The organism is Peribacillus butanolivorans, assembly GCF_001273755.1.
Classification (GTDB): Bacteria; Bacillota; Bacilli; order Bacillales; family DSM-1321; genus Peribacillus; species Peribacillus butanolivorans.
Window position 1 is genome coordinate 2,388,214 of sequence record NZ_LGYA01000001.1, and the last position, 24,388, is coordinate 2,412,601.

The following is a 24,388-nucleotide window of genomic DNA, read 5'->3' on the forward strand; positions in this document are numbered from 1 at the left end:
AAGGCCAATAACCTCTGCGGTGCCACCTTTTTAGCAAAAATCATCACTCCAGCACCGCCTAAAATCATACCAATACCATTCACCATAAATAACCATTGTAGATTTTCCTTAGGCAGACCTAATTGTTCGGTAACTAGGAAAATCGAGAGCGGCTGAATGAATCCAAGTCCGAGCCCGGCTGCCAGAAAACATAATCCTAATAGACTTAGTTCTTTTTTTCGCAACACGTAGCTCACTCCGCTTTTCATTTCCTGCCATAATGTCGTTTTTGCGGTTCCTTCATCCAGTTTGCGATCTTTTGGAAGGAAAGCGAGAGCACCCGCTGATAGTAAAAAAGCTAGGCCAGTAATCGCAATCGAGATGTTGATCCCGAATGATTGGAAGGCAAATGTACCCAGGATCGGGCCTAAAACCATAAATACGGCGAACACGGTCTGATATACAGACATCCCTGTTTGAATTTGACTCTCTGGCAAATGCATCTTAAATAGCTTCATGCCCGATGGCTGAGAGAATTGAGAAAGTATTGCAGAAATTAATGTTGCAAAAAATACCACTTTCCAACTTCCGAAGATAAGGGCGATAAGCACAGCAAATACCGATATTGCACTTAAAATATCACACCAAACCATCGTTTTTTTCGGGCTCCATCGGTCTGCAAACGTCCCACCAATAAATGAAAAAATAAAAATAGGTGCGAATTCAGCCACTGAAATCATTGAAATGGCAAAGGCATCACCGTTTGTTTGTTCCATGACGAATAACAAAACTGCAAAATTCCGTACCCATATCCCTATTTGTAGAAATAATCCTGAAAAGATAATGGCCCGAAATACACGATTTGTAAATAAGTTAGGTTCCTTATTATTTAATGTTACAGTTGCGTTTTTTCCCAATATAAAAACCTCCTGTCAAATATCTGGACAGGAGGCAGTACAATACAAATTAAAAAGGCAAAATATCCCTGATGATGGAAGGAACACAATGATCTTTGTTTGTATTTTAATGTACAGACTAATCCTATCCAGAAAAAAGATCGTATTTAACACGCATTTTTTCTTAAAGAATAGGATTATATTTCATTGTTTAAAGGTCACCCTTCCATTTAATGTTAATTATATAATAATCGAATCATTCTGATTAATCAAGTGCAAATTTCAAAAAATAATACTATTATAGAATAATTACCAAGTATTAAGTCATGAAAATAAAAAAACAGACTTTCTTTAAGAAAGCCCCAGTTTGTAGACAAAAGGGGTCCAGAATGTTTTAATTCCGGACCCCTTTTGATATTCCCTTTGAATTTTGCTCAAGATTAAGAGATTGGGCCTCTACGAGCCCACTTTATTAAGCCATTGGACCTTGCCATGTCCTATTGGTTATCTACTTTAAATTCATGGCAGCGAATGTAAGCATCGCCTGCATCGACAATTTTTTATGTCCCCTTAAAGTAGTCCTACGCATACCATGCTTTTCTTTTGCATCTGCGGCAACAGCTTCAGGTTTTCCAACTTTCTCAATCACTTGTTCAACAAGAGGCTCTAAGATATTACTATCATGCGTATTTCCTGGTGTTACAATCGTCCCTAGCACAAAACCGTTGCGGTCTGCAGCCGCATGAAATGAATAGGCACACTGTTTTGTTCGTTCATCCTTTACATAGTAGCCACTCCAGGGTCAGTTTTACTTTCTTTAATTTCTTTGGTTTCTTCTTTATCAAATTTATCCGGTGGAAAAGGCTTTTTTCCATTGTTTCACGATCTTGATTTATTTCTTCTTGAAGGCGTCCTTGATATGCTCGTGTTTCCTTACGAACGATTTTCTTTTCGAATTTTCGCTTATTCGCACTGGCTTTCACATGTGTTGAATCAACGAATACGTGCTCTGCACTTATTAACTTTCTTTCTGAAGCTGTCATTAAGATACGATAAAAAATCTGTTCAAACAGGTCTGTATCTTTAAAGCGACGCTCATAATTTTTCCCGAACGTTGAGAAGTGAGGTACTTTATCATGGAAACCGTAACCTAAAAACCAACGGTAAGCCATATTCGTTTCAACTTCTTCAATCGTTTTACGCATCGAACGAATACCGAAGGTATATTGAATGAATGTCAATTTAACTAAAATAACTGGATCAATACTTGGGCGGCCTATCTCTGAATACATCTCTTTCACCAAGTCATAAATGAAAGTGAAGTCAATGGCCCCCTCGATTTTACGAACCAAATGGTTCGCTGGCACCATTTGATCCAAAGTAATCATTTCAAGTTGATCTCGCTGAATAGAATTATGTTTCGAAAGCATCGTCATCCCCTCAAGTTTTAATACTCCTATATTAAAACAAAAAAGACTGTAGGCAAAAGTGTTTATTTCTTTCTAATTGTTAAAACAAAGTTGAGTGGAACGGAAGGTGCGAGACTCCTGCGGGAAAAGCGTGTCCAAGGGAGACCCCACAGGCGCAAAGGCGCCGAGGAGGCTCCCTGACCGCCCGCGGAAAGCGAGTGCCCTACGTTCCAATCAACGTTCGAATTTTTACAACCCTTCAAAAAAACTGTAGACAAACTCGATTTTCATCGAGTTTGTCTACAGTCTGAGACTTTCTTTAAAAAAGCCCGTTTATATTCTTCAACCTCATGAATAGTTGCTGAGTCTATTTTCCTACCTCAACAGTCCTAGTTAATAATGACTTCCCCACAATCCGTCATTTCATAAGAATCCAATATTATTTATAACCACTTTCGAAATAGCCCCAACAAAAATCCAAAAAGATGCTTCTTTTTTAGCTTTCCATCAAACTTCCATGATTCGGATTTGTCTGAACAAGTAAATTGGAAGATGGCATTTGAATTTGTTGCTCATGTAAAGCAGCCATCATCTCAAACCTCACATTTCTTGATGTTTCAAAATAATCTTCAGGTTTTACTAGTCCAACTATGCATAGCTCATATCCAACATATTTAAAATTCGGATTTAAATCCGTAATACCAAGATATCTAAAATCTTCTTCAGGTGTACCGTCCTCGAGCCTTAGAAGGCTTTCAGCAAACTTCTCATTACAGGTGAGGCATAATTCTTCCAACATCCGCTTCACCCTATCTGGTTTTTCTTGGTAACTCACCGTGATGCGTTCAATGATTCGCATTCTCCCTTTATTAAAATTTTGAATCGTCTTGATTTCACTGTGTGGGATAGTAAGCAGTTTTCCTGACCATTCCCGAATCTGCATGAACCGGATGCCAATTTCCTCAACCGTCCCGGAACTTGTCCCATTAAATGTAACAAAGTTCCCCACTCGAAATTCATTATCTGAAAATCTAACAAATCCCAATAAGATATCCTTAAGCATTTGTTGAGCGGCAAATCCGATAACGACCCCTACAATCCCAGCTCCAGCCAGTATTCCCTTTATGTCTATAAACTGTCCAATCAGATAAATGAGGAAAAGCCCGGAAATACCGTACCTTAGAGCAGAACGAGTAACACCCTGTATCGTTCTTTCGACTTCTTCCTCAAAAAAATTAGACCTTCTAAAGAACCATTCAACCATTTTATTCAATATATAATAACCGGCCAATAACAGTAGAGCTATTATAAAAAGCCTCAATAATAAGAATTCTTTCAAATAATCAAAAGCACGCTCTGTAAAATTCAAAATATCCATGTTCCCACCTCCGTTTCCACTCTTATTCAGAATCGATTAAAATCCAATCATCATCCTTGCCTATTATCCCTTTATCAAGAATAAGTCTCGTTTTTAGGCGATAGGAAACCCCGCGCTTATACGGTTCCTTTAATGTAGGCAGACGAAATTTAAAAGGAATTTCATTACTTTCCCCTGAATCAATCTCACTTGAAGATAAAATGGTGCTCGTTTTAAGGATATCTTCCATTCCCGTAGAATGAGTATCCATAATTAAATCACATTCAATCCTCCTTATTCTTTGCTCCTGGGTACCACCCTTAATCAAGAAATACCCATTTATTAATTCACCCGATTTATACGTACTTTTGGGAAGGATTAAATCTATCTGTGCAGACCCTATTCCTAAAAGTAACAAAGATTTTCTCAGTATCAAAGAATACACTCCATTTATATTTATTTGTTTTTCATTTATCATCCCACAAGCTTAGCTTAAACAATTCTCGAAGGGCTACATTATCCGGACTACAAAAAACCTTTACCATTTCGGTAAAGGCTTACTAACAGAAAATAGACCTTTACCACTAGGTAAGGTCTGGCTAACAACAAAATGTTGCCAACAAAGCCGAGAGCGAAGAACTCCGTATTGACGACATTGTTGTAAAAGCTACTCCCCTTAGGAGAATATATTCAAGTATATTATTTATCATACGGTAAGATTAGAAAGTTTGTCAAACCTTTTTAGTTTTATGGAATTCCGGGAATAACCCCAGGAAATCAATTAGCTTACCAATGTTTACTAAAATAGGAGTTTTCTTTTTAGATAAGCATGGTGTGATTAGTGGTACGTTATCCGTGGCTAAGAAGGGGTAAAAGAATTTAAAAGCAGAAAGTTCTCGGGAGCTAATGAAAGTAGGTATTCTTTATCAAATCTTATGGTGTAAACATATTTCCTTGAATTTAGGGGAATGTCAAGTACCAATCGGAAATACAATAAAACAAGGCAGCAGTATAAGATTTTAATCCAAACAGGCCAAATTTGTAGCATCTTGTCAACCATGTATTACTTGAATCAATGCGTTTACATGATTTAGGTATTGGAAGATGGATTTAATGCAAAAAATGGGTGAACGGTTATAAAAATAGCGACCAATATTCTTTGGAAAAGTGATAGTTAGGAGTGTTAGGATGGTTGGAAAGGATGATTTTGTTCAGGGATTTGTGCCAAACCATAATCATGGGTCCGTTGACTATACATCTGTTAATAATGGCCATGTTCATCTGTGTTTAGATGTAACTTCACCTCCAGTTATGATTAAGGATGATAACCATGTGCATTACACTGAGGGTTATGTTGTCTTTGAAGATGGTCATACTCATTATTACCAGGCATATTCGGGTCCTGCTATTCCTGTAGGAAATGGAATGCACGTTCATTATTACGATTTTTATACGACTGAAGCAAACGGACATCGCCATCTGGTAAAGGGTGTTGACCAGCCAGCGCCTGGAAATAAGTAAAGTCATTCAAGCTGTTCCAATAATTATACTTTTTTATTAAGATTACCTGTACAATAACGTGCAAAAGCAGTTAGAATATGCGAATCTTACTGCTTTTATTTTTATTTATATGTTTTAATTCCTACGGCTACCTATTAAGTCTATTCCGAATATTGTTAAATAACCAAGAATTCACGTGAAGTCTTTCATATCATTTATTGTGTTTTAAAATAGAGGAAGAATAATGTTGAATGCATAATTACAATAACAAGGTCTTTCAAATCATCCAAGAAGGCCAATAATTCCTTCATCAATGGATGTGAATACTCATATGGATATCTTTATAATTTGGATATGGGTATTGAGGAAGTTAGTTAATATAAAAATTAACGATTGTAACTTGATGATCCTGACTAAAAGAAAACTTTAGGGTAGCGTTTTTTCTTATAAAAATATTGTTTGTAGTCTAACTCATACATAAATAGCCCTTAAATGTTTATTTCCAAGGCTTTTCCCATTACTCCATATATATAAACTAGTTACAGATATGATTTACTCAAGGTATATCAAAAAAGAGAACTGATATCGATATATCAGTTCCCTAGTAAATATTCTTCTACATTTGTGAGGGATATGAGAGGAAATTTATACTGGAAACCAAAAAAGATCAGGCCCTATTGAACCTTCCCCTTATACTTGCTTCCATCATTATGCTCTTGGTTATTCTTTTCTGACATTTGTCTTTGATATGCTTTTGTCTCCGCATTCACATGGTTTGCATCATTTGGTTTATTCTTTTTAGAACGACCTGCACCATTACTCATATTTATTCACCTCCCGCAACAGCTTATCATACGTTTGTAGCTTACTCTTGTCCCCCAATTTTATACGCACGTCTGAATAGTACGAGTCACTGTTTTTTAAGGATACTGAACATGAAATTTCTAAAGAATCTATAGAAACGATGCAAATTCCTTCATTTGCAATTTAAATAGAGAAACAATCATAAAAAAACTTGCTTCTAAAGAAGAGCTGAGCATTTACCTCGACTCTTTTCTAAAATAATGTTACCGCTATCTATTTTGATACATTTATTAAGTAATGTGATTTCAGTAGATTAGAAGTAAGTTCCACTACATCCGCCTTTGATTTAATTTTTACCTTTTCGGTAATAAAGTATTTCGCATCAAATGTTTTATCACTGACAAAGTCCCTAATATCTCCTGCTTGTCCGCAATAAAGTAGCGTGCATCAAACGTTTTATCACTAACAAAATCCTTCGTATCTATCGCTTTGTCGACAATAAAGTTTTTGGTGTCACTCGCTTTATCCGTAACATAATATGCTGCATCCTCTACTAAGTCCTTCATATCACTTGCCTTATCAGCAATAATATATTTTGCATCGAGTACCTTATCCTTGACAAAGTCTTTCGCATCTTCGTCCTTGTCAACAACAAAATATTTTACATCATCTAATTTATAGCTTACTGAATCTTTCATATCGCGAAGTTTATTAAAAAATCCCATCGTCTCGCTCCTAACCGAAATGTAACGTTACAGATTTATCACGCATTATTGTCTTTAATCCGACGCGGTCTTCATAAGGAAGAGCAAGTTGCATTTCTTTAATGGCGCGCGTTACAACTGCATTTTTCTCGGCTGTTGTTGCCGCTTTAGTAAGACTAGACGACATGATGTGGACCATCATATGCTGTCATACTTCTTTATTTTTTGTTATAATATGTATTTTTTTAAAAAACATTACAAAAGTCTCATTGATAGCGCTTACATACTAGCCATATACTAAACTAGTATTCTATTTTTTGGGAGGCGAAGGAGTTTGAGAAAAGGGACGAAGATTTTAGGAGCTTCTTTATTGGCAGGGAGTTTACTATTTTCATCACATTCTGTTATGGCAATCCAGGGTGAAAACCCGCCCGAGCATGCATTTGACAATAAAGTGATCAAACGAATCGATGTTGAAAAAATCTACCAGAATCTTTCACATTTAGCTGTAAATATTGGACCACGGGTAGCCGGAACACAAAGTGAACAAACGACTGTAGATTACATAACTGGTAAATTTAAGGAGTATGGACTTAACGAAGTAGAGGTCCAGCCTTTTCAATTTATTAAGGACTATAAACACCCAAGCTCTGTTTCCTTAAAAGTAAATGGGCGTAATTATGAAACGGCCGCCTTCCGCTTTTCCAATAACACACCTTCCGGCGGAGTGTCAGCAGAGCTTGTGTACGCAGGTTTAGGAACGACGGCAGAGGTAGCTCATGCTTCGGTAGAAGGAAAAATCGCCTTAATTAAAAGAGGCACGATCCCATTTACAGAAAAAATGGATAATGCAAAAAAAGCCGGAGCGATCGGAGTCGTATTCATTAATACAGATAATTCCACGCCGCTATTTAGCTTGCCGGCAAATGAGAGTAATCTACCTGTACTATTTATGAAAAAGAGCGATGGTGATGAGTTAATTTCTTCTCTGCAAGGCAATAACCTGACAGCAAATATGTCTGTTGAAGGAGCAGAGTTTGTAAAAGCCACTTCTCACAATGTGATTGCCACGAAAAAACCGATGAAAAATAAGGATACGAATCAAATTATTATAGTTGGCGCGCATCATGACTCTGTTTCTGTTTCATCAGGAGCCAGTGATAATGCATCAGGTACATCCATTGTGCTGGAACTGGCAAGAGTCCTGGAAAATGCACCTTCTGATACAGAAATCAGGTTTATTACCTTTGGCGCAGAGGAGAACGGATTATTAGGCTCCAAGCATTATGCACAAAGCCTTACGAAAGATGAGATTAACAGAACGGTAGCGATGTTTAATATGGATATGGTGGGCAGCAAAAATGCCGGCGAATTTGCCATGTTTACGTACGATGGAAAACCAAATACAGTCACGACATTAGGAAATTCAGCAGGAACAAGGCTTTATGATGCCATTCCTTATAATCAAATTGGAAGAAGTGACCACCAGCCATTCACAGAAGTAGGTATTCCTGCCGCGGTGTTTACGTATGCTCCATTGGAGCCGGAATACCATACGGCAAAGGATACAATTGAGCTGATCAGTAAGGAAAAATTGTTAAAGACGGCTCAAGTGCTCGGTGCAGCAGTCTATCAAGCAGCCCGTCCGGACACACCGGCACTGGAAAGGTCCAATGTAGCACCTGTACCGGTTGAGGCAGAATATGATGAGGATTTACATTTATAATTCTTTTTTCTAATTTACTAGAACCACAGGATAGAATAGTTTTCCTAATAAAAAAGACAAGAGACATCCATATTAAACGATGTCTCTTGTCCTTCTATTTAGCTACTTTTTTAATTTACTGGACTCTCTCGTCAATCTCAAATCGCTTTAGCTATTTCGCATTAACAAGATAATATAAAAACCAAACGGCATGATTTTGTTCATCTGCTGCCGCTCGGCGAAAGGCCTCTTTAATACTTGGGTTCGTTACTTCATCTGCAATTCCCAAATAAAAAATCAACTGTTTCCTGTTCATCTTTTAAAAAGAATTCCCATCCGTCGATATACTATTCTCGACACTCTTCACTGACGACCTGTTAAATCGGCATAAATCTATAGCTGCTTTTATATAAGCGACTAATCCCTTCATTTAAGCGAAGAAGAATTGTTATATTTAGCGATAACACAAAATGATATAAGGTTTCCTCATCCTTTATTTAGGTAAAATAACAATCGCATCCCCAATCGGACGTTCACCGGCCGCATCGGATGTACGATTCACCAATTTGGAGCCTACTGTCATAGCCGTAGAACCTCCGCCATCCAAGTTTACTGCATCAACCGCCCCGAGAGCTTTCATGAGACGGGCACTCTCTTTAAAATTTGCTCCCACACTATAGAATGGCTGACGTCCATCAACCGTAACCAAGAGAATTTTCCCTTCTTCAGTGACCCCTGCAAGAGTTCGGGGATTTCTACGCTCTCCAAATTTATAGTAGAATTCTGGATTTTCGCTCCAATTGAACCCTTCTTTTAACGCATTAATCTTCTCTTTACCGTCATGCAGCAATTGCGGCCCACCATTGACAATACTAATTTTCGGTGCCGCCTTAAGTGGTTGTTTATCAGCAAGAATCCTGGTATTCACTTTCAGTTTTGCACCTAGCTTCGCATGGGCCAAAAGCCAATTAGCGGCATCGCCTGTACCTGCTAGGACGGAGCCTTTAAGCGGAATGAAGCTGCCTCTGCTTTTGCGTACTTCTGTAACTTCACCCTTTGAATTTAAATTAACTTCCACTCCATCCCCAGGCTCAGTTTTAGCACCAAAGGAGGATGTAAATTGAATAAGTTCCCCAGAATCCGTACAAGTGAAATCATGCTTTGCAAAGTTTAAATTATCACCAATGCCTCCACATCCACGGATCAGGCCAGGTTTGCGGTTAAGGCCATCCAATTCTCTCATTGCAGCATCAGATGCCGTAACTGAAAGTTTAGTTTCTACTGAAGCTATCTGTGCCCTATTTCCGGATAAAACCAGGCTTGTCCTGCCATTTACCGCTTCGCTAATGAGTTCGCCACTAATCATGGAAGCACCAGCAAGATCCCCTTCTGTACCATCACTCGGTCCCATTACAAAATATCCACCGTTTACAGTCGCTATCGCACCAGTACGGGCTGAAATGCTAGTTAATTTTTCCTTCCCGGGTACTATCTCAGTTCCCAGTTCAGGTAAAACTTTTCCTTTAAACTTCTTTGGATCGATTTCTAAAATATTCACAACCCAAGGGCCCGTAGATTTCCCTCCATCTTCAGCCGAAAAAACAACGCGTGAATTACCATATCCTTTTCCTTTTAACTCATCTCTTAATTTGTTGGCATCTCTCTCCGATTTAAATGATCCAACACGTACAAGGTATCCAAGCGGACCTTGTTCATGATCGTCAGCAGGCCGTTCTGAAATTTTCTTAACTTTGGACTCGTAACCTTTTGAATCCAGTTGAATTTTCACCTTATTAGCTTCTTCCTTGGTTTTGTAAAATCCCACATCAATGATAAAGACATCTTTTTCCGAACTGGCCCCACGGATGATATGCGTATAGGTTAAGCCATGCGTAATCTTTGTTTGATCCCGAGTTTCCGCAAGATTAGAATTCCCTAGAGGAAGAGCTTGTTCCTTCACAGACGCGGCTTGTACAACACTTGATGGCAAGTCAAGCGTTAAAACCGATCCAGCTGTTAATGCCATTGCTGAAAATAAACCTTTACTGACAAGCCTTTGAAAAGTTTTCATTGAATTTTTCTTCATTTTTACGACCCCTCCCCCTAATAAACACCTTGTGTTCCGTCGGGTTCATTATCCTAATCTAATGTGTAGAACCTGCTACAGACCAATGAATTTGTTGTAAAGAAATGGTATGAAATGATTAAATTTTTCAAGCTTTCAGGGTGTATTAGTAGTTATCAAATTGATTTAACAGAGTTTTTTTAGGTCGGTACTTTATTTTAGTGAATTTCAATGCATCCCTTGCACAAGGACTACAATGTTTTTTTGTGACTACGTGAAACTTTGCAGGCCCATTTCTTCTATAAATATAACAGGTTTTTTGAAACTTTAGAAATTGGAGAAGGATTACTGGGATTAGAATTGGGGAAAGACGTGTTATTGTCCTTCTTGCATTTTGTACAGTTTTAGTGACAGTATTATCACTAACCGTTGAAAGATGGGTATCGTATATTATTATGAGGCCAATCTCTAATATGATTAGCGAAATGAAATATACGAGATAGATACAAACATGGCCTATCGTTAGTTTTTAGGTTACGGCTTTCATGAAAAAGTACCTCACTTCTCTACCTTTTTGAAAAAACTATAGAGCATACTCATGTAAATTCCTCCCTAACCAGCTCAAGTTTTTCACCCTTGGTTATGTATTGTTATATAGAAAACATATATTTTAGGTACTTTACCTGAATTGAACCCGGTACTTCAGTTTCAATGATTTTCACATCGTAAATTCCTGCTTCCGGTCTTCTAAGTGACATACGACAGGCAATTTCATCTTCCAGCATATCAATTAAAAATTCATGCATCTTTTTTGTACTAATGGCCCAACATTCGTCTGTTCACGTCGTCTTTCAACCCAGCCACTAATTAAAAAATTGGCATATCCCAAATAGTCTAAATAAAAGGATAGAAAATCTCTTTAAAGTGAATAAGAAGTGGAATAATGAAAAATCAAGGTATGCTTCATTCTCTATTGAAGAAAATTCACAAAATTAGATACCCCTATTTTATTAAAACGCTTGTTTTTTCTGACTAGCCATAGATTTCTTGTTATATCTATTCTGGAAATACCCACTTCCCGCAAAAAACCTTGATCCAATTCCCTGGCCACTGTTAGCCTTGGCAGAATACTGATTCCAAGTCCAGATTCAACCGCACTTTTTATCGCTTGTGTACTCCCAATCTCCATGTAACTTTCTATTTTTTCTAAAACCCCGTGCTCTCTTAACATGTTTTCTACGATAAGTCGTGTCCCTGAAATGGATTCACGCCAGATCATCCTTTCATTTCCCAATTCCTCTACCTGGATTTCTTTTCTGTCTTTCCATGGGTGGTCTGATGGACAAACCAATATCAATTCGTCATCGGCGAACTTCTCCACAATAAAATCGGTATTTTCTACAAGTCCTTCCACCAAGGCCAAATCAATGACATCGTTTGATAAATCCTCTAGAACTCGGGGGGTATTTTTTATCGTTAATGTTACTTTTACTTCAGGCTGTTGTTTTTTAAATTTCCCAAGCAAGCTCGGCAACAAATACTCGCCGATAGTCAAGGATGCACCTACTATGAGGTTTGTATTGTACGCGCCCATTGATTGCTGAATCACTTCCCTTGATTGGTTGAAGTCATTCACAATGGCTTTTGCAAAAGGGTATAACAACTTTCCTGCTTCTGTCACTCTCAGCCTCCCTTCCTCACGGTCGAATAACAAAGTGCTATAAAAATTTTCCAATTGGTGAATCTCTCTTGTTACCGCGGGTTGTGATAAGAAGCTTAACCTCGCTGCCTGGCTTATACTTCCTTCATCCACTACTAAACAAAACATTCTTAGATTTTCTAGTTTCAAAAGAACCAACCTCCATGTCTTTAAATAGTTTAATAAAATGATAGCATCATATAGGTAAATGGTGAAATGGAAAAGCAGCGCTATATTCCCTGAACAGGTGAGCCTATACAATTATTGGTGAAATTCTATATAAAACGGATAAATCTTCTGGGTATAACGTTTTGTTATACCCAATGATTTAGTTGCAATTTACCCATTCCTTTTTCTTTGATATGTTAATTATAAGATTTATATAAAGCAGCAAAGGGGAGTGACTGATGACAATGACTGGACAATGGAAAACACTGTTCCAATTATTTTGGACCTTTTTTAAAATAGCACCTGTCACATTCGGAGGCGGGTTCGCGATGATCCCTTTAATCGAAAAAGAAGTAGTGGAGAAGAGAAAATGGCTGAAAAGCGAAGAAGTTACAGATGTTTTTGCGTTATCTCAGTCCGTACCGGGAGCTGTCGCTATTAACTCCGCCACCTTTATCGGCCATCGAATTGCCGGAATGAAGGGCGCAATGGCAGCCATGATTGGTGTATCATTTCCTACCTTTATTATTGTTCTACTCCTCGGCATTTTGTATTTTTTCATTCAGGATAATCCAAAGATAGAATCCGCATTTATATCAATTAGAGCTTCCATAGTAGCCATCATCGCCTATGCGGCTATCAAGATAGGAAAAACAGCTATTGTTGACAAATCAACATTCGGTATATTTATAGTAGGGATTCCAGTCCTTTTCTTCATTCACCCGGTTTTAGCTATATTATCAGGAGCGATAGTAGGGATTGTGACTATCTCTGTTAAGAGGAAATTAGGTTACAAAATCAACATGGACCGAAAAGAAAAGAAAGAAGAAGAAAATGATTTCGAATATTTCATGGGTGCAGGCATATAGGTCCATGAAAGGTGGACGATATTTTCCTGAAAGTTATCGGTATAAACTGTTAAACTAATTTTCAAGAAAGCGTGGGATATAGAATGATGGAATTATGGGAGTTGTTTAGCACCTTCTTTATTATCGGCTTTGTATCATTCGGAGGGGGATACGCCATGATTCCCGTAATAGGATCTGAAGTCTCACAGCATGGATGGATGACGACGCAACAATTTACCGATGTAATCGCTATTGCCGGCATGTCTCCAGGTCCTATCACCATCAATAGTACCATTCTCGTTGGCTATTCGACTGCTGGATTAGCAGGATCCATATCATCCGCTCTCGGAATCTTGCTTCCTGCTATTATACTCGTAATCGTTATAGCCACCTTCTTCAACAAATTGAATCATTATCAAGTTGTTCAAGCGATGTTTTATGGATTAAGACCCATTGTCACTAGTTTAATCCTCTTTGAGCAATCAGTTTTGCCATTTCCAATCATATGATTCCTCTAAACTTTTCGTGGCATTCGATAAGCTTATTACTCGTCTTTGGGTTATCGTTATTCTCCCTGTTGAAATTACGCTGGCATCCAGCCTATGTCATTATTCTTTCTGGTTTAGTTGGTGTTGTCCTCTATTCATAACTACTCATTCTATTTCTATAAGACTTGTACCAAAATCCAACCCTTTGTAAATCCGCATTTTCCTGACGCAACTCGGGTCCAATCAGGAAAATGGTTTATCTGTATTATAAGAATCGAGTGTATTAAAAGTAATCTAAGAAGAAAAATTGAGTACAAAGTTACTTTGAATACTTGATAAAACAATCTATTTAACCTATTAAATGTAGTGATGTCTTGACAATAAGAAGGCATCGAATAACCGTACCCCTCTATTCATCGTTCCGAAGTAGAATAAAAGCTTTTTCTACTTCTTGATCACGTCTTAAAGCGTATTAGTTTCCTACAAGGCAGCAACACACGGTTATTCCCAAGTATAGTTCACCGCATAATCATGGCGCTACCCCAAGTAGAACGAACAATGAGCTTGATTGTACGATTCGTACAAGGCAAAAGGGAGAAATAATAAAATATAAGCAGCCGAACGAGGCTGTTGACAAATTAACAGGAATTTTTGAAACCTATGTAGAATTTAATTCTATGTAGGTTTTTTATTGGGGGGAGTCTTATATGATGGGACGTAATGATAAGTACCAAAGTAAAATGGAATTAATTAATTTGGACGATAGATTGCAAAGATTTGTTTTATTGCACTAAACTGTTCTGATAGTTGAAGAAGGGTATTTTATTTTAATCTATGATAATAGTAAGGGTCGTATATTTAAATTTCTTAACCCTTTCCTAACCTCTTCGCACCCTTTTCATAAGGCTGTGCTTTTTTTTGTGAACTCTTTTTTATAGAAATTCAATATATTTTATCTAAACTTCTCCACATATTAATGATGTTGAGGAAAGATGATCTGTTCTTGAACGAACGTGTAAAAAATAGTTAAACAAATAATTAAAAAGAGCTAAAGTTAAAATTTTTATTCCAGTTAAGGATGTTTCCTGATAAACTAATGGCAATGATTAAATACGGAGTGATTTACTTGGAATTACAAATTGACTCAACAGACATTGACTTCCATCAATTGATCTCGTATTCCCTCAATTCAATTATGATTGTTGGAAAGGCAGGAAAAATCCTTTACTGTAATAGAGCTTGTTTGGAATTGCTAAAGTTAGCTTCTCCTGAGGACATATTGTATAAAAACTTGTACGTTTTTCTCCCTCCAGATAACCATGCTAGTTGTAATGACCGATTAAAAAGGGTGCTGGAAAAACAAGAGATATTAGAACTGGCGGAACAAAAAATGATTTGTAGTGATGGACAGGTTATTGATATTGAAGTAACAGCTGCCCCTTTTTATTTGAAAGACATGATCTTGGCTCAAGTCATTATTCGAGACATTACAGATCGTAAAAAAGCAGAAATTCTTTTGAAAGACAGAGAAAAATTAGCATCAATCGGCCAAATAGCTGCAGGGATTGTTCATGAAGTTAAAAATCCTCTTACTTCAGTAAAGGGATTTTTACAGCTATTAAAAGAATCCCAGCCTCATCCTTATCTCAATACGATGGAAGCAGAATTAGAAAAAGCATTAGAGACTCTGCAAAATCTATTACATGTTTCTAAACCTGATTTACACGAGGAGCCTTTTGTTCCCATTGATTTATGTAAGGAGTTAACTGCTCTTTTGTTTTTATTCCAAGAAAAACTTTATAACGTGGAAATAGAATGGGATTTAAGGGATTCAGAGAGAAAAGTAGTTGGAAAGAGAAATTTATTTCTAAAAGCCTTTTTTAATCTGGTGAAGAATGCAATTGAGGCAATTGAGGGGATTCAGGGTAAGGGAAAAATAAGAATTGAACATTATTATAAAAGTGGAAGGATTCATATAAAACTTAGTGATACAGGAGTAGGATTATCTAAAGATAAGTTAAAGATGCTAGGAACACCGTTCTTTTCCACCAAAAGCGAAGGAACAGGTTTAGGCCTAACTCAAGTATTTACAACGATACATAAACATGGAGGGGATATCTCAGTTAAAAGTGTAGTTGGTAAAGGAACTACCTTTCATGTTCAGCTTCCTGTTAAATAAAAAATGTCTTCTAAATCATTAATGGCGTTTGTCAGTGAAAGAAAGATCCCAAAGATAATCACCTTGATATGCCGTTTATCTTAGTATGAAATTGTAAATGATCGTACATACAAAAGGCTGTCAATTGGCAGCCCTCTTATTTTTTTAGCAATCACTAATAAGTAATCAATAAATACAGATTACCAAACCCAGCAATTATTGAAAAAACTTTATTATCGAACGAATTATCATTTTTTCCGCCCCCTTTATGTCGCAGTATTTGTCGACGGTGGAATAATAATGCCCTATAGATTCTAAAATAATCAAGGGCATCTGTCCTGTTACCCCCTCTAGTTCTAAAAAATCTATAAAATGACTTAATTCTCTCGTATGCTTTATCGCGTGGCTTATATAAAAAAAATACGATATTAAGATATTTAAGGTTAAAGGATTATTTATATATTCTATCGAGGTTAATGTTGCAATACGATATTTTGTTTAAATAATTTTAATTGCATCAGTTTTCACGTCTGACACTTCTTAAATAGATGTCCTGGTACCTTCTCAGAGTTTTCTAAACTCGTGTTTTTCTATTTCTTACTTTTCACTTTATAACTGGTCTTATTTCTTTTTAAAAGCCCTTCGTTTATTTCCTACTACTGTTGACCTACATCAAAACAGCATTCAAGATATCGTTGAGGAAGGAATCTGTGATGAAAAGACATGCCCCTGAAAAAGGGTGAGGAGAAGTCTCTCCGTTCCCTTCTGTACAGATGATAATAAAAATGTCATTGTCACCCCTAATAATGGCATGATACACAGTTTTTTGTTCCTATCTGAATAGTAGTTTCTAAAAAATACAGTCATTTCAAACAGGACCAATTGAACTACCCACCACTTATCGACCTTACGGTCTGATTGAAGTGGGGGATTCCTAAGAACATTAGCCTATCGGCCAATTTTTAATTAGGCTACTCCCGTAGTTCCTACGGTTAGAAGCCTTATGGCTTCATTCATTAGATTGAGTCCTGCGTTAATATCTCGATCGTGGTGAGTAGAACAAAAAGGACAATCCCATTCACGAAGATTCAGATGTTTAACGTCTTTATTTTGGTAACCGCAGCTAGAACACAATTGGCTAGAAGCAAACGTTTTAGATACGGTCACGATTTGTTTACCATACCATTTTGCTTTGTATTCCAACATTTTTTTGAATTGGTACCAAGATACTTCACTAATAGCCTTAGCTAGTTTGTGATTTTTCATCATATTCGACACTTGCAAGTCTTCCATTCCAATAACATCGTGGTTTTTGATGATTTCGGTAGAAACTTTATGTAAGTAATCCATTCGGGCATTTGAAATTTTTTCGTGTAGGATAGCCACTTTTCGTTTTTGTTTTTGATAGTTTTTGGCTTCAGCCAATGGTTTATTTTGATTCAAGGCTATTTCTTGTCGCCTTGAAAGAATCCGTTGTGCTTTGGCCAATTTCTTTTCGACCGTCCGGAAGAATTTTGGGTTTTGATAGACCGTACCATCTGAAAGAATAGCAAAGTTCTTCAAACCAACATCTACACCGCACGAACGATTCGTTTTAGGAAGTACTTGTACATTGGTTTCCGCTAAAACGGAAATGAAATATTTACCCGAAGGGTTCCGCCTGATTGTGGCATTGATGATTCGCCCTTCGACTTCACGGCTTTTAGCAAAACGAACTAGACCGAGTTTTGGCAATTTGATTTTGTTTCCAATCATTCCGATATTTCCATTCGTATGTTTAGTCGTGTAGGACTGGATAGGATTCTTTTTCGATTTGAAGCGTGGTGACTTGTTTTGTTTTTTATAATATCGACTATAGGAATCTGCTAAATTTTCCACCGATTTCTGTAAGGCAATACTATCTACTTCTTTCAGGAAAGAATACTCTTTCTTTAAAGCTGGAAGTTCTTTGATTGTTGCGTATTTATTCAGAAAAGAACCTTTCCATTTCTTAGAGGGTAATTGACCGTTCTGCTTCATTTCTTCACAAATATACCAGTAGGCATCATTCTTAATTTGTTTGTCTAAAAAGAAGTTATAGACAAAACGGGAGCAGCCGATCGTTTTATTGATTAGAACTAGTTGTTCTTTAGTTGGATAGATTCGAAATTTATAAGCTTTGTTTACGACCATTGGTTTCACCCCCTTATAGTTATTATTAACCATCGAACGTACGTTTATCAAAAGATTACTTTGGCTTATGCCAACCGCCATTCATCTCCCCCTTACCGTTGGGCTCTCGCCCTTCACTCGCTTGAAGAGGGAGTCTTCTGGCGGGAAATGATAAAAAAGAGACAGGAACGCATTCCTGTCTCTGATGTATCTTCATCAATCATGAAAATTTGTGCCGTCTGTCACTGCTTTGATGATGCCTGCGCGGACAGTGAAGTCACCGAAGTGCTCTTCTTCCTGCCGTTCTTTCGCGTAGCGGGAAAGAAGCACACGCAGCTCTCTCAAAATTTCTTCTTCACCGATGTTTTCACGATACATTTTGCTTAACCGGCTACCGTCAAAAGCTGCACCGAGATACATGTTGTATTTACCGGGAGCTTTGCCGATAAAGCCAATTTCTCCGAGTGCATGGCGGGCACATCCGTTCGGGCAACCAGTCATGCGAATCGTAATTTCTTCATTCCTTAGACCATTCTCATCGACAATGGTCTCGATCTTATCCAATAAAACCGGCAAATAACGTTCTGCTTCCGCCATCGCCAACCCGCATGTTGGAAGGGAAACGCACGCCATTGAGCTGCGGCGGAGTGCTGTATAATGACCGCCATCCGTCAAACCGTATTGTACGATCAGTTTGCTGATTTTTTCCTTTTCCTGGCTTGATACATTGGCAATGATCAGGTTTTGATTTGCAGTCAGACGGAAATCACCGGTATGGATTTTGGCTATCTCGCGTATACCAGTCATCAACTTGTAATCATCAATATCCGCAATACGGCCTCCTTCTACAAACAAAGTAAAATGCCATTTTCCTTGAATGCCTTTTACCCAACCATAGCGGTCACCGTTATTGTCAAAATGATACTTCTTCGCCTCCTCCAAGCTCCAGCCTAGACGGTTTTCCAGTTCAGCCTTGACCGTCTCTAACCCAAGTCGGTCAACTGTGTACTTGAATCGTGCATTTTTGCGGAGGGAACGGTTTCCGTAATCACGCTGTATCGTAATGACTTTTTCTGCTACATCAAGAATTTGGTCCGGCATACAGAAGCCAATTACTTTGGCAAGCTGTGGATAGGTTTTTTTGTCGCCGTGCGACATGCCCATGCCACCGCCTATCGCCACATTAAAACCGACAAGCTTGTCATCTTCAACAATCGCAATGAATCCAAGATCCTGTGAAAAGACATCAATATCATTCGATGGCGGAACGGCGATACCAATTTTAAATTTCCGCGGTAAATAAAGCTTTCCGTACATTGGTTCGACTTCTTCCATTTCTGCCGTGCCAACAACTTTTTCTTCATCCAGCCAAATTTCGTGATACGCTCTGGTGCGTGGCAATAAGTAATCACTCAATTTTGTTGACCAATCATATACTTCGGAGTGGATTTCCGATTGAAATGGATTCGAGTTACACATGACGTTCCGGTTTACATCACCGCATGCCGCAATTGTATCCAACATAGACGCGTGGATTTCCTGAATCGTTTTTTTCATGTTCCATTTTAAAATGCCATGCATTTGAAACGTCTGGCGTGTTGTCAATTTTAAGGTATCATTGCCGTATTTTTGGGCCAGTTCGTCCATGACAAGCCATTGAGCAGGCAATGCCACGCCACCTGGCATACGGACACGCAGCATGAACTGATACGCAGGCTCAAGTTTTTGCTTTTGACGCTCATTGCGGAGATCCCGGTCATCCTGCAAATAGCTGCCGTGATGTTTCATTAATCGATTGTCATCATCTGGAATACCGGCGCTGATCCGATCCAGCATTACTTCACCCAATGTACCACGCAAATAATTGCTTTTATCTTTTATTTGTTCAACATCACTAGGCGGGCCTTCTGGTGCTTTTAATAGTTGGTTCACCATATTGATATCTCCTTTTCATCCATATTTCAGTACACATCACGTTGATAGCGTTTATTCTGTTGCATTTCTTCAAGGTAATCTTGTGCATCAGCATGGCTCATCTGACCTTCTTTTTCAATGATCTCAATAAGCGTATTATGGACGTCATGTGCCATGTTTTTCTCATCTCCGCAAATGTATACCGCCGCTCCTTCTTGAAGCCATTCGTATAATTTCCTACTGTGCTCAAGCATCCGGTGTTGAACATACACTTTTTCATCCGCGTCACGAGAAAAGGCTACATCCATTTTCGTAAGTACACTTGTTTTCAACCACTTTTGCCATTCAGTCTGATATAGGAAATCCGTTACGAAATGCTGATCGCCGAAAAAAAGCCACGTTTTCCCATTCGCTTCTGTTTCTTCGCGCTCTTGAATAAAGGATCTGAACGGAGCAATGCCTGTTCCCGGTCCAACCATGATGATTGGAGTGTCTGGGTTCTTCGGCTGCTTAAAGTTTTGGTTATGCTGAATGTAAACAGGAAGCGTATCCCCTGGCTGTAAACGTTCCGCGCATAAAATGGAGCAGACACCTTTTCTTTCTCGTCCGTGACTATCATACCGGACAGCTCCGACTGTCAGATGCACTTCATCTGGATACGCGGATAGACTGTTCGCAATCGAATATAGACGGGCTGGAATTTTTCGAAGGATGGAGACGAATTCTTGTGCCGATTCACCCCATGAGCCAAAATCACGGACAAAATCCAGCAAATCACGGCCTTCACGATATTCTTTTAGTTTTTCTTCATTACCAGCTGATAAAAGTGCCTTTAAATCCTCATTGCCTGAAAGTTGGGCCGCTTGCTCAAAGAGCGATTTTGTTAATACTGTTATTTCAAAATTGGAGATGAGCGATTCCCTAAGTTTTCGAAGGTCTCCCTGCTTGTTGACCTTCACGATTTCTTCAGGGTCCCAATTGAGTTCTTTAAGGAGCATATCCACTAAAATGGAATCATTTTGTGGATAAATACCAAGACTGTCACCAGGTTCAAATGTAAGTCCAGAGCCTTCAAGCGATAACTCGATATGGTGTGTCTCTTTATTGGAGCCACGGCCGTTCAAGTTAATATTTTCCATAACTTCCGCTTTAAAAGGGTTTGTCCTGGAATACGTGTGTTCACTTACTGGTGTTATTGTTGCGGGAACGTCAGAAACAGTACTTCCTTGCTCCTCACTTAAGCTCGAAATTACTCCTTCCAGCCATTCTGCAGCCGGCTCATCATAATCAAGATCACAGTCCATCCGCGGAAATAGCCGGGTCCCACCAAGTTCTTCCAAGCGCTTATCGAATTGTTTTCCCGTTTCACAGAAAAACTCATATGAGCTGTCCCCAAGCGCCAATACGGAGAAGCGGAGATCTCTAAGGCTTGGTGCCCTTCTGCCATGAAGAAACTCATGGAAGGACAACGTATTATCCGGTGGATCCCCTTCTCCATGCGTACTAACTGCAATAAGAAGATTCTGGACTTTTTTCAAATTGTTCACTTTAAAGTCACTCATGGATGAAGTGGTTACCTGAAAGCCATTATCCTCAAGCTTTCTTGCTGCATTCTCTGCCAACCCTTGAGCATTTCCCGTCTGTGAACCATAAAGGATGGTAACCTCTTTTGATATTGTCTTCCCACTGGGTTGAGCTACCGATACGTCAGCTGTTTCTGCGTTGAAAACTGACAAAGACGCGGTCAGATAACCGCTCAGCCAAACCTTTTGTGTTTCTGTCAAGCTAGGCAGTAGATTGTTAAGAAGCTCTGTCTGTTCATGATTAAAAGGACTGTTACTTACCTGAAGTTGCACGTTTTCCACCTCACAAAGGAATATAAACTTATCTTAGTTGATTCTTATACGAGTTGTTTTAGACATTTTTTAGAACTATGAAATTAACTCGTTTACTCCTATAGACGAAGTCGGTTTTAACTGTAAAAAAATTTAGAAAGTTCAGTTCATATAGGGATAGGGAGGGAACACTTTTTCATAGCTCGCTATTAATAAAAAATAGCAGAATAAAGGGCGATTGCCTTCCCCATCCTAGATTCTTCCTAAAATAAGTTTCTCATTAACTTTACCGAAAGGCACATCATTAGTAAAATATATATAATTAATTGCAACTATTAAGAATATTAATAATAAGGTGGGATTCCTATGTACTATGATGCTTTAAAAACTTTTGTGACCCTTGTAGAAGTCAAGAATTTTACAAAAACAGCAGAAATGCTTCTTATGTCACAACCAAGTGTTAGTTTGCACATAAAAAAATTAGAAGAAGAGTTCCAAACTAAATTATTTCTCCGCTCTCCTAAATTCTTAAAAGTCACTTTAACAGGAGAAATTCTTTATGATCGCGCTAAGCAAATGATCACAATCTATGAACAGACCAGACAAGACATTCAAGAACATGATAAATCTATAAAAGGAGAATTAAAAATAGGAGCAAGTTTTACAATCGGCGAGTATATATTGCCTTCTTTACTTATTGACCTTCAAAAAGACTTTCCGGAACTTGAACTTCAAGTTGTAATTGGAAACACAGAAGAAATCGTACAATCAGTCAGGTTATATCAAGTAGATATAGGTTTAATAGAAGGTCAAACAAATGAAAAAGAACTTTCCGTACACGCTTTTTTGCAGGATGAGTTATTTATAGTTTCTTCAAACAATCATAAACTCGCTTGTAAAGATGAAGTTACGATTGCTGACCTTCAGAATCAAGCATGGATAACCAGAGAAGTGGGATCAGGTACACGAGAATATCTTAACCACTTCCTTCGTTCAAATGGTTTGAAAGTTAAATCGCTTCTTACCATAAGCAGTAATCAAGGGATTAAAGAAACACTTATAAAAAATAGTATGGGGCTAACTCTCTTATCCCGTAGTGTCATTGAAAGAGACATTCTGCATAAGACTCTTTCAATTATACAGTTGAAAAATGAGTCCTTTAACAGAACGCTTTCCTACGTGTATTCCCCCATTATGGTAGATAAAAAGAACGTGAAAACATTTATATGTGCATTAAACAAAAAATGGCCTGACAAAATCAAATCAATATAATGATTAATACAAAATTGGGTCATATGATCCCGACATATAGCAGGATCTCACTTTCGGCGTTGCCACGAAGCATATCCTTAGATAAAACGCTCATAATATCAAATACAACCGAGCTAGATTGTTGTTTATGTTTACCCCTCTAGTACGTACTTTTTGAATTAGGTAATGTTGTCGTGCTCTTTCTTCAATGATGCTTCTACGATACCGAACAAGCTTTCAATAGTTCTCGCTCATATCGACATGGACTATAACCAGATGTTAAAAGTCCATGTCCGAGGTGCTGAGCACTCAGATTATAATCGGTTTTTAAATCTAAAAATGTATAGGATCAAATTTGATGAACTGAAAACACAGGTGAGTCCGTTAAGATGCTTCACCTATTTACTCTCCATTTACATGAGTAGGTACACTATCTGCAAGTTCATCAATGTACTTAGCTACCTTTGCACTATATGAAAAGTCACCGTAGCAATATGGATATCGGAAATTTCCTTTGTCGCCTCCGCAATCATAAAGCGTAGGATTCTTTTCAACTTGGAGCATCGAGAACTGCTTCGCTAGCTCTTCAGTATGCTTCCCTCCTGCATTTGCAATGTAATCAATATAACCAATTCCCATATTATAAGATTGAATAATTGTAGAGAAATCCACGTTCTTTTCATTCCCATATTTGATAATCCGCTGGAAATGTTTCACTCCATACCTGATGCTTTCGGTAGGATCGGTAATTGTATTTGGATCGAGTCCCGCCGATTCAGACGCCTGCATTGGATCACCACCCCGCCCACGACTTTCCTGCTGCATAAGGGCTATCAATGTCGATGTGTGCTCCTCAAGCCCATATTTTGCTAACTCATCGTGCAGAACGTTGCTATACTTTTTCACATTCGCAAACGAATCAGGTGGATTCACTGGTGTGAAGACATTTCCCCCAATTGAAATTTCCATGACCTGCTTCATGAGCAAAAATACAAAAAGCAGGATAAAGATTACAAAAATAGCGTTTGATTTCTTCCGTTTCCGCTTCACATTCTCTCCCCGTTATCTCTAGTTTATTTATTTATATTTTAACAAATAGTAAGAGTAATAACTATTTAGAATACCAAAATCTATTATAACGATATAGTATCCATATACAATTGGTACACTTACTCCTAAATGTACCTGAGTCTACGATAGTATATTTACTTTGGTTATAAGACACCTAATAGTTGGAGGTGAGATGTATGAATAAGAAAAATAATAAAGAAGAAATTCTTGATAATAATAACAAAAAAATGATAACGACTTTTGGGCAGATCCCGATGAACAAGAGATGAATGGCATGTATGGTATGTTAGAAACTGAATATGAAGATAAACTTCACGATAAAGATAATTAGCGGTTCTAAGTATCTTATATATTATTTTGTTAAGCGCCTTAATTGGCGTTTTTCT

Annotated in this window: 20 protein-coding genes and 3 pseudogenes; 8 read left to right on the forward strand and 15 right to left on the reverse strand. The window is 38.0% G+C overall.

Translation table 11 applies throughout. The annotated features are described in order from the left end of the window. The 5 genes and pseudogenes from AKG34_RS11015 to AKG34_RS11030 form a co-directional block, all read right to left on the reverse strand. A partial coding sequence (locus tag AKG34_RS11015) for an MFS transporter (RefSeq protein WP_236695010.1) occupies window positions 1-824 on the reverse strand: 824 nt, incomplete at its 3' end. A 559-nt stretch (window positions 825-1,383) separates the two neighbouring features. Then, window positions 1,384-1,464 (reverse strand): hypothetical protein, encoded by an 81-nt coding sequence (locus AKG34_RS29630; protein ID WP_407946284.1) that lies wholly within the window; start codon window positions 1,462-1,464, stop codon window positions 1,384-1,386. Window positions 1,465-1,470: 6 nt separating this feature from the next. Next, a pseudogene (locus AKG34_RS11020) lies at window positions 1,471-2,305 on the reverse strand (transposase); the annotation flags it as partial. A gap of 475 nt (window positions 2,306-2,780) precedes the next feature. Continuing rightward, entirely contained in the window at window positions 2,781-3,662 is an 882-nt protein-coding gene (locus AKG34_RS11025) for a mechanosensitive ion channel family protein (protein WP_053346120.1), read from the reverse strand. Window positions 3,663-3,684: 22 nt separating this feature from the next. Then, entirely contained in the window at window positions 3,685-4,077 is a 393-nt protein-coding gene (locus AKG34_RS11030; protein WP_053346121.1) for a sporulation protein, read from the reverse strand. A 752-nt stretch (window positions 4,078-4,829) separates the two neighbouring features. Here AKG34_RS11030 and AKG34_RS11035 point away from each other — a divergent pair. Beyond that, window positions 4,830-5,162 carry a YmaF family protein gene (locus tag AKG34_RS11035; RefSeq protein ID WP_053346122.1) on the forward strand — a complete coding sequence of 111 codons (333 nt, stop codon included), beginning with the start codon at window positions 4,830-4,832 and terminating at the stop codon, window positions 5,160-5,162. Window positions 5,163-5,815: 653 nt separating this feature from the next. Here AKG34_RS11035 and AKG34_RS28305 read toward each other — a convergent pair. From AKG34_RS28305 to AKG34_RS27965, 3 genes are all read right to left on the reverse strand, one after another. Continuing rightward, the gene (locus tag AKG34_RS28305) at window positions 5,816-5,965 is read right to left on the reverse strand and encodes a hypothetical protein (protein WP_169787516.1); all 150 of its coding nucleotides are present in this window, start codon (window positions 5,963-5,965) and stop codon (window positions 5,816-5,818) included. A gap of 333 nt (window positions 5,966-6,298) precedes the next feature. Continuing rightward, window positions 6,299-6,670 (reverse strand): hypothetical protein, encoded by a 372-nt coding sequence (locus AKG34_RS11040; protein ID WP_053346123.1) that lies wholly within the window; start codon window positions 6,668-6,670, stop codon window positions 6,299-6,301. A 10-nt stretch (window positions 6,671-6,680) separates the two neighbouring features. After that, entirely contained in the window at window positions 6,681-6,836 is a 156-nt protein-coding gene (locus AKG34_RS27965) for a hypothetical protein (RefSeq protein ID WP_161804924.1), read from the reverse strand. Window positions 6,837-6,983: 147 nt separating this feature from the next. On the opposite strand from AKG34_RS27965, the gene AKG34_RS29450 reads away from it, so the two are divergent. Continuing rightward, window positions 6,984-8,375: a DUF4910 domain-containing protein gene (locus AKG34_RS29450; RefSeq protein ID WP_152952277.1), complete on the forward strand. Its 1,392-nt coding sequence runs from the start codon at window positions 6,984-6,986 to the stop codon at window positions 8,373-8,375. A gap of 151 nt (window positions 8,376-8,526) precedes the next feature. On the opposite strand, the pseudogene AKG34_RS26880 reads toward AKG34_RS29450, so the two are convergent. Together AKG34_RS26880 and AKG34_RS11050 are read right to left on the reverse strand one after the other, a co-directional pair. Next, window positions 8,527-8,701 (reverse strand): annotated as a pseudogene (locus tag AKG34_RS26880) (ferritin family protein); the annotation flags it as partial. Between the two features lie 146 nt (window positions 8,702-8,847). Beyond that, entirely contained in the window at window positions 8,848-10,440 is a 1,593-nt protein-coding gene (locus AKG34_RS11050) for a phosphodiester glycosidase family protein (RefSeq protein ID WP_053346124.1), read from the reverse strand. Window positions 10,441-10,900: 460 nt separating this feature from the next. Between AKG34_RS11050 and AKG34_RS29635 the strand changes: the two are divergent. Further along, window positions 10,901-10,999 (forward strand): annotated as a pseudogene (locus tag AKG34_RS29635) (transposase); the annotation flags it as partial. A gap of 390 nt (window positions 11,000-11,389) precedes the next feature. Here AKG34_RS29635 and AKG34_RS11055 read toward each other — a convergent pair. Beyond that, window positions 11,390-12,268, reverse strand: coding sequence for a LysR substrate-binding domain-containing protein (locus AKG34_RS11055; RefSeq protein WP_053346125.1), 879 nt, complete (start codon window positions 12,266-12,268; stop codon window positions 11,390-11,392). A gap of 257 nt (window positions 12,269-12,525) precedes the next feature. On the opposite strand from AKG34_RS11055, the gene AKG34_RS11060 reads away from it, so the two are divergent. The 3 genes from AKG34_RS11060 (at window position 12,526) to AKG34_RS11070 (ending at window position 15,801) form a co-directional block, all read left to right on the forward strand. Next, window positions 12,526-13,155 (forward strand): chromate transporter, encoded by a 630-nt coding sequence (locus tag AKG34_RS11060; protein ID WP_236694931.1) that lies wholly within the window; start codon window positions 12,526-12,528, stop codon window positions 13,153-13,155. Between the two features lie 83 nt (window positions 13,156-13,238). Continuing rightward, a complete protein-coding gene (locus AKG34_RS11065) occupies window positions 13,239-13,643 on the forward strand; it encodes a chromate transporter (protein WP_236694932.1) in 405 nt (134 codons plus the stop codon). 1,105 nt (window positions 13,644-14,748) lie between these two features. Then, window positions 14,749-15,801 (forward strand): ATP-binding protein, encoded by a 1,053-nt coding sequence (locus AKG34_RS11070; protein WP_083450908.1) that lies wholly within the window; start codon window positions 14,749-14,751, stop codon window positions 15,799-15,801. 945 nt (window positions 15,802-16,746) lie between these two features. On the opposite strand, the gene tnpB is transcribed toward AKG34_RS11070, so the two are convergent. From tnpB to AKG34_RS11085, 3 genes are all read right to left on the reverse strand, one after another. After that, entirely contained in the window at window positions 16,747-17,952 is a 1,206-nt protein-coding gene (gene tnpB, locus AKG34_RS11075; protein WP_053348080.1) for an IS200/IS605 family element RNA-guided endonuclease TnpB, read from the reverse strand. A 195-nt stretch (window positions 17,953-18,147) separates the two neighbouring features. Continuing rightward, a complete protein-coding gene (cysI, locus tag AKG34_RS11080) occupies window positions 18,148-19,866 on the reverse strand; it encodes an assimilatory sulfite reductase (NADPH) hemoprotein subunit (protein ID WP_053346126.1) in 1,719 nt (572 codons plus the stop codon). 26 nt (window positions 19,867-19,892) lie between these two features. Further along, window positions 19,893-21,701, reverse strand: coding sequence for an assimilatory sulfite reductase (NADPH) flavoprotein subunit (locus tag AKG34_RS11085; RefSeq protein WP_053346127.1), 1,809 nt, complete (start codon window positions 21,699-21,701; stop codon window positions 19,893-19,895). A gap of 345 nt (window positions 21,702-22,046) precedes the next feature. Between AKG34_RS11085 and AKG34_RS11090 the strand changes: the two genes are divergently transcribed. Beyond that, complete coding sequence (locus AKG34_RS11090; protein WP_053346128.1) at window positions 22,047-22,952, forward strand: LysR family transcriptional regulator; 906 nt, start codon at window positions 22,047-22,049, stop codon at window positions 22,950-22,952. A 381-nt stretch (window positions 22,953-23,333) separates the two neighbouring features. Here AKG34_RS11090 and AKG34_RS11095 read toward each other — a convergent pair whose 3' ends face one another. Then, window positions 23,334-23,981, reverse strand: coding sequence for a lysozyme family protein (locus AKG34_RS11095; RefSeq protein WP_053346129.1), 648 nt, complete (start codon window positions 23,979-23,981; stop codon window positions 23,334-23,336). A 286-nt stretch (window positions 23,982-24,267) separates the two neighbouring features. Between AKG34_RS11095 and AKG34_RS29455 the strand changes: the two genes are divergently transcribed. Continuing rightward, the gene (locus AKG34_RS29455) at window positions 24,268-24,333 is read left to right on the forward strand and encodes a DUF4021 domain-containing protein (RefSeq protein ID WP_083450910.1); all 66 of its coding nucleotides are present in this window, start codon (window positions 24,268-24,270) and stop codon (window positions 24,331-24,333) included. Window positions 24,334-24,388 lie beyond the last annotated feature (55 nt).

Bases quoted from the DNA above. Each gene is read 5' to 3' on its own strand.
- AKG34_RS29630 (WP_407946284.1), bottom strand. From the start codon at position 1,464: ATGCGTAGGACTACTTTAAGGGGACATAAAAAATTGTCGATGCAGGCG.
- AKG34_RS11025 (WP_053346120.1), bottom strand. From the start codon at position 3,662: ATGGATATTTTGAATTTTACAGAGCGTGCTTTTGATTATTTGAAAGAA.
- AKG34_RS11035 (WP_053346122.1), top strand. From the start codon at position 4,830: ATGGTTGGAAAGGATGATTTTGTTCAGGGATTTGTGCCAAACCATAAT.
- AKG34_RS28305 (WP_169787516.1), bottom strand. From the start codon at position 5,965: ATGAGTAATGGTGCAGGTCGTTCTAAAAAGAATAAACCAAATGATGCA.
- AKG34_RS11040 (WP_053346123.1), bottom strand. From the start codon at position 6,670: ATGGGATTTTTTAATAAACTTCGCGATATGAAAGATTCAGTAAGCTAT.
- AKG34_RS27965 (WP_161804924.1), bottom strand. From the start codon at position 6,836: ATGTCGTCTAGTCTTACTAAAGCGGCAACAACAGCCGAGAAAAATGCA.
- AKG34_RS11050 (WP_053346124.1), bottom strand. From the start codon at position 10,440: ATGAAGAAAAATTCAATGAAAACTTTTCAAAGGCTTGTCAGTAAAGGT.
- AKG34_RS11060 (WP_236694931.1), top strand. From the start codon at position 12,526: ATGACAATGACTGGACAATGGAAAACACTGTTCCAATTATTTTGGACC.
- AKG34_RS11065 (WP_236694932.1), top strand. From the start codon at position 13,239: ATGATGGAATTATGGGAGTTGTTTAGCACCTTCTTTATTATCGGCTTT.
- tnpB (WP_053348080.1), bottom strand. From the start codon at position 17,952: ATGGTCGTAAACAAAGCTTATAAATTTCGAATCTATCCAACTAAAGAA.
- cysI (WP_053346126.1), bottom strand. From the start codon at position 19,866: ATGGTGAACCAACTATTAAAAGCACCAGAAGGCCCGCCTAGTGATGTT.
- AKG34_RS11090 (WP_053346128.1), top strand. From the start codon at position 22,047: ATGTACTATGATGCTTTAAAAACTTTTGTGACCCTTGTAGAAGTCAAG.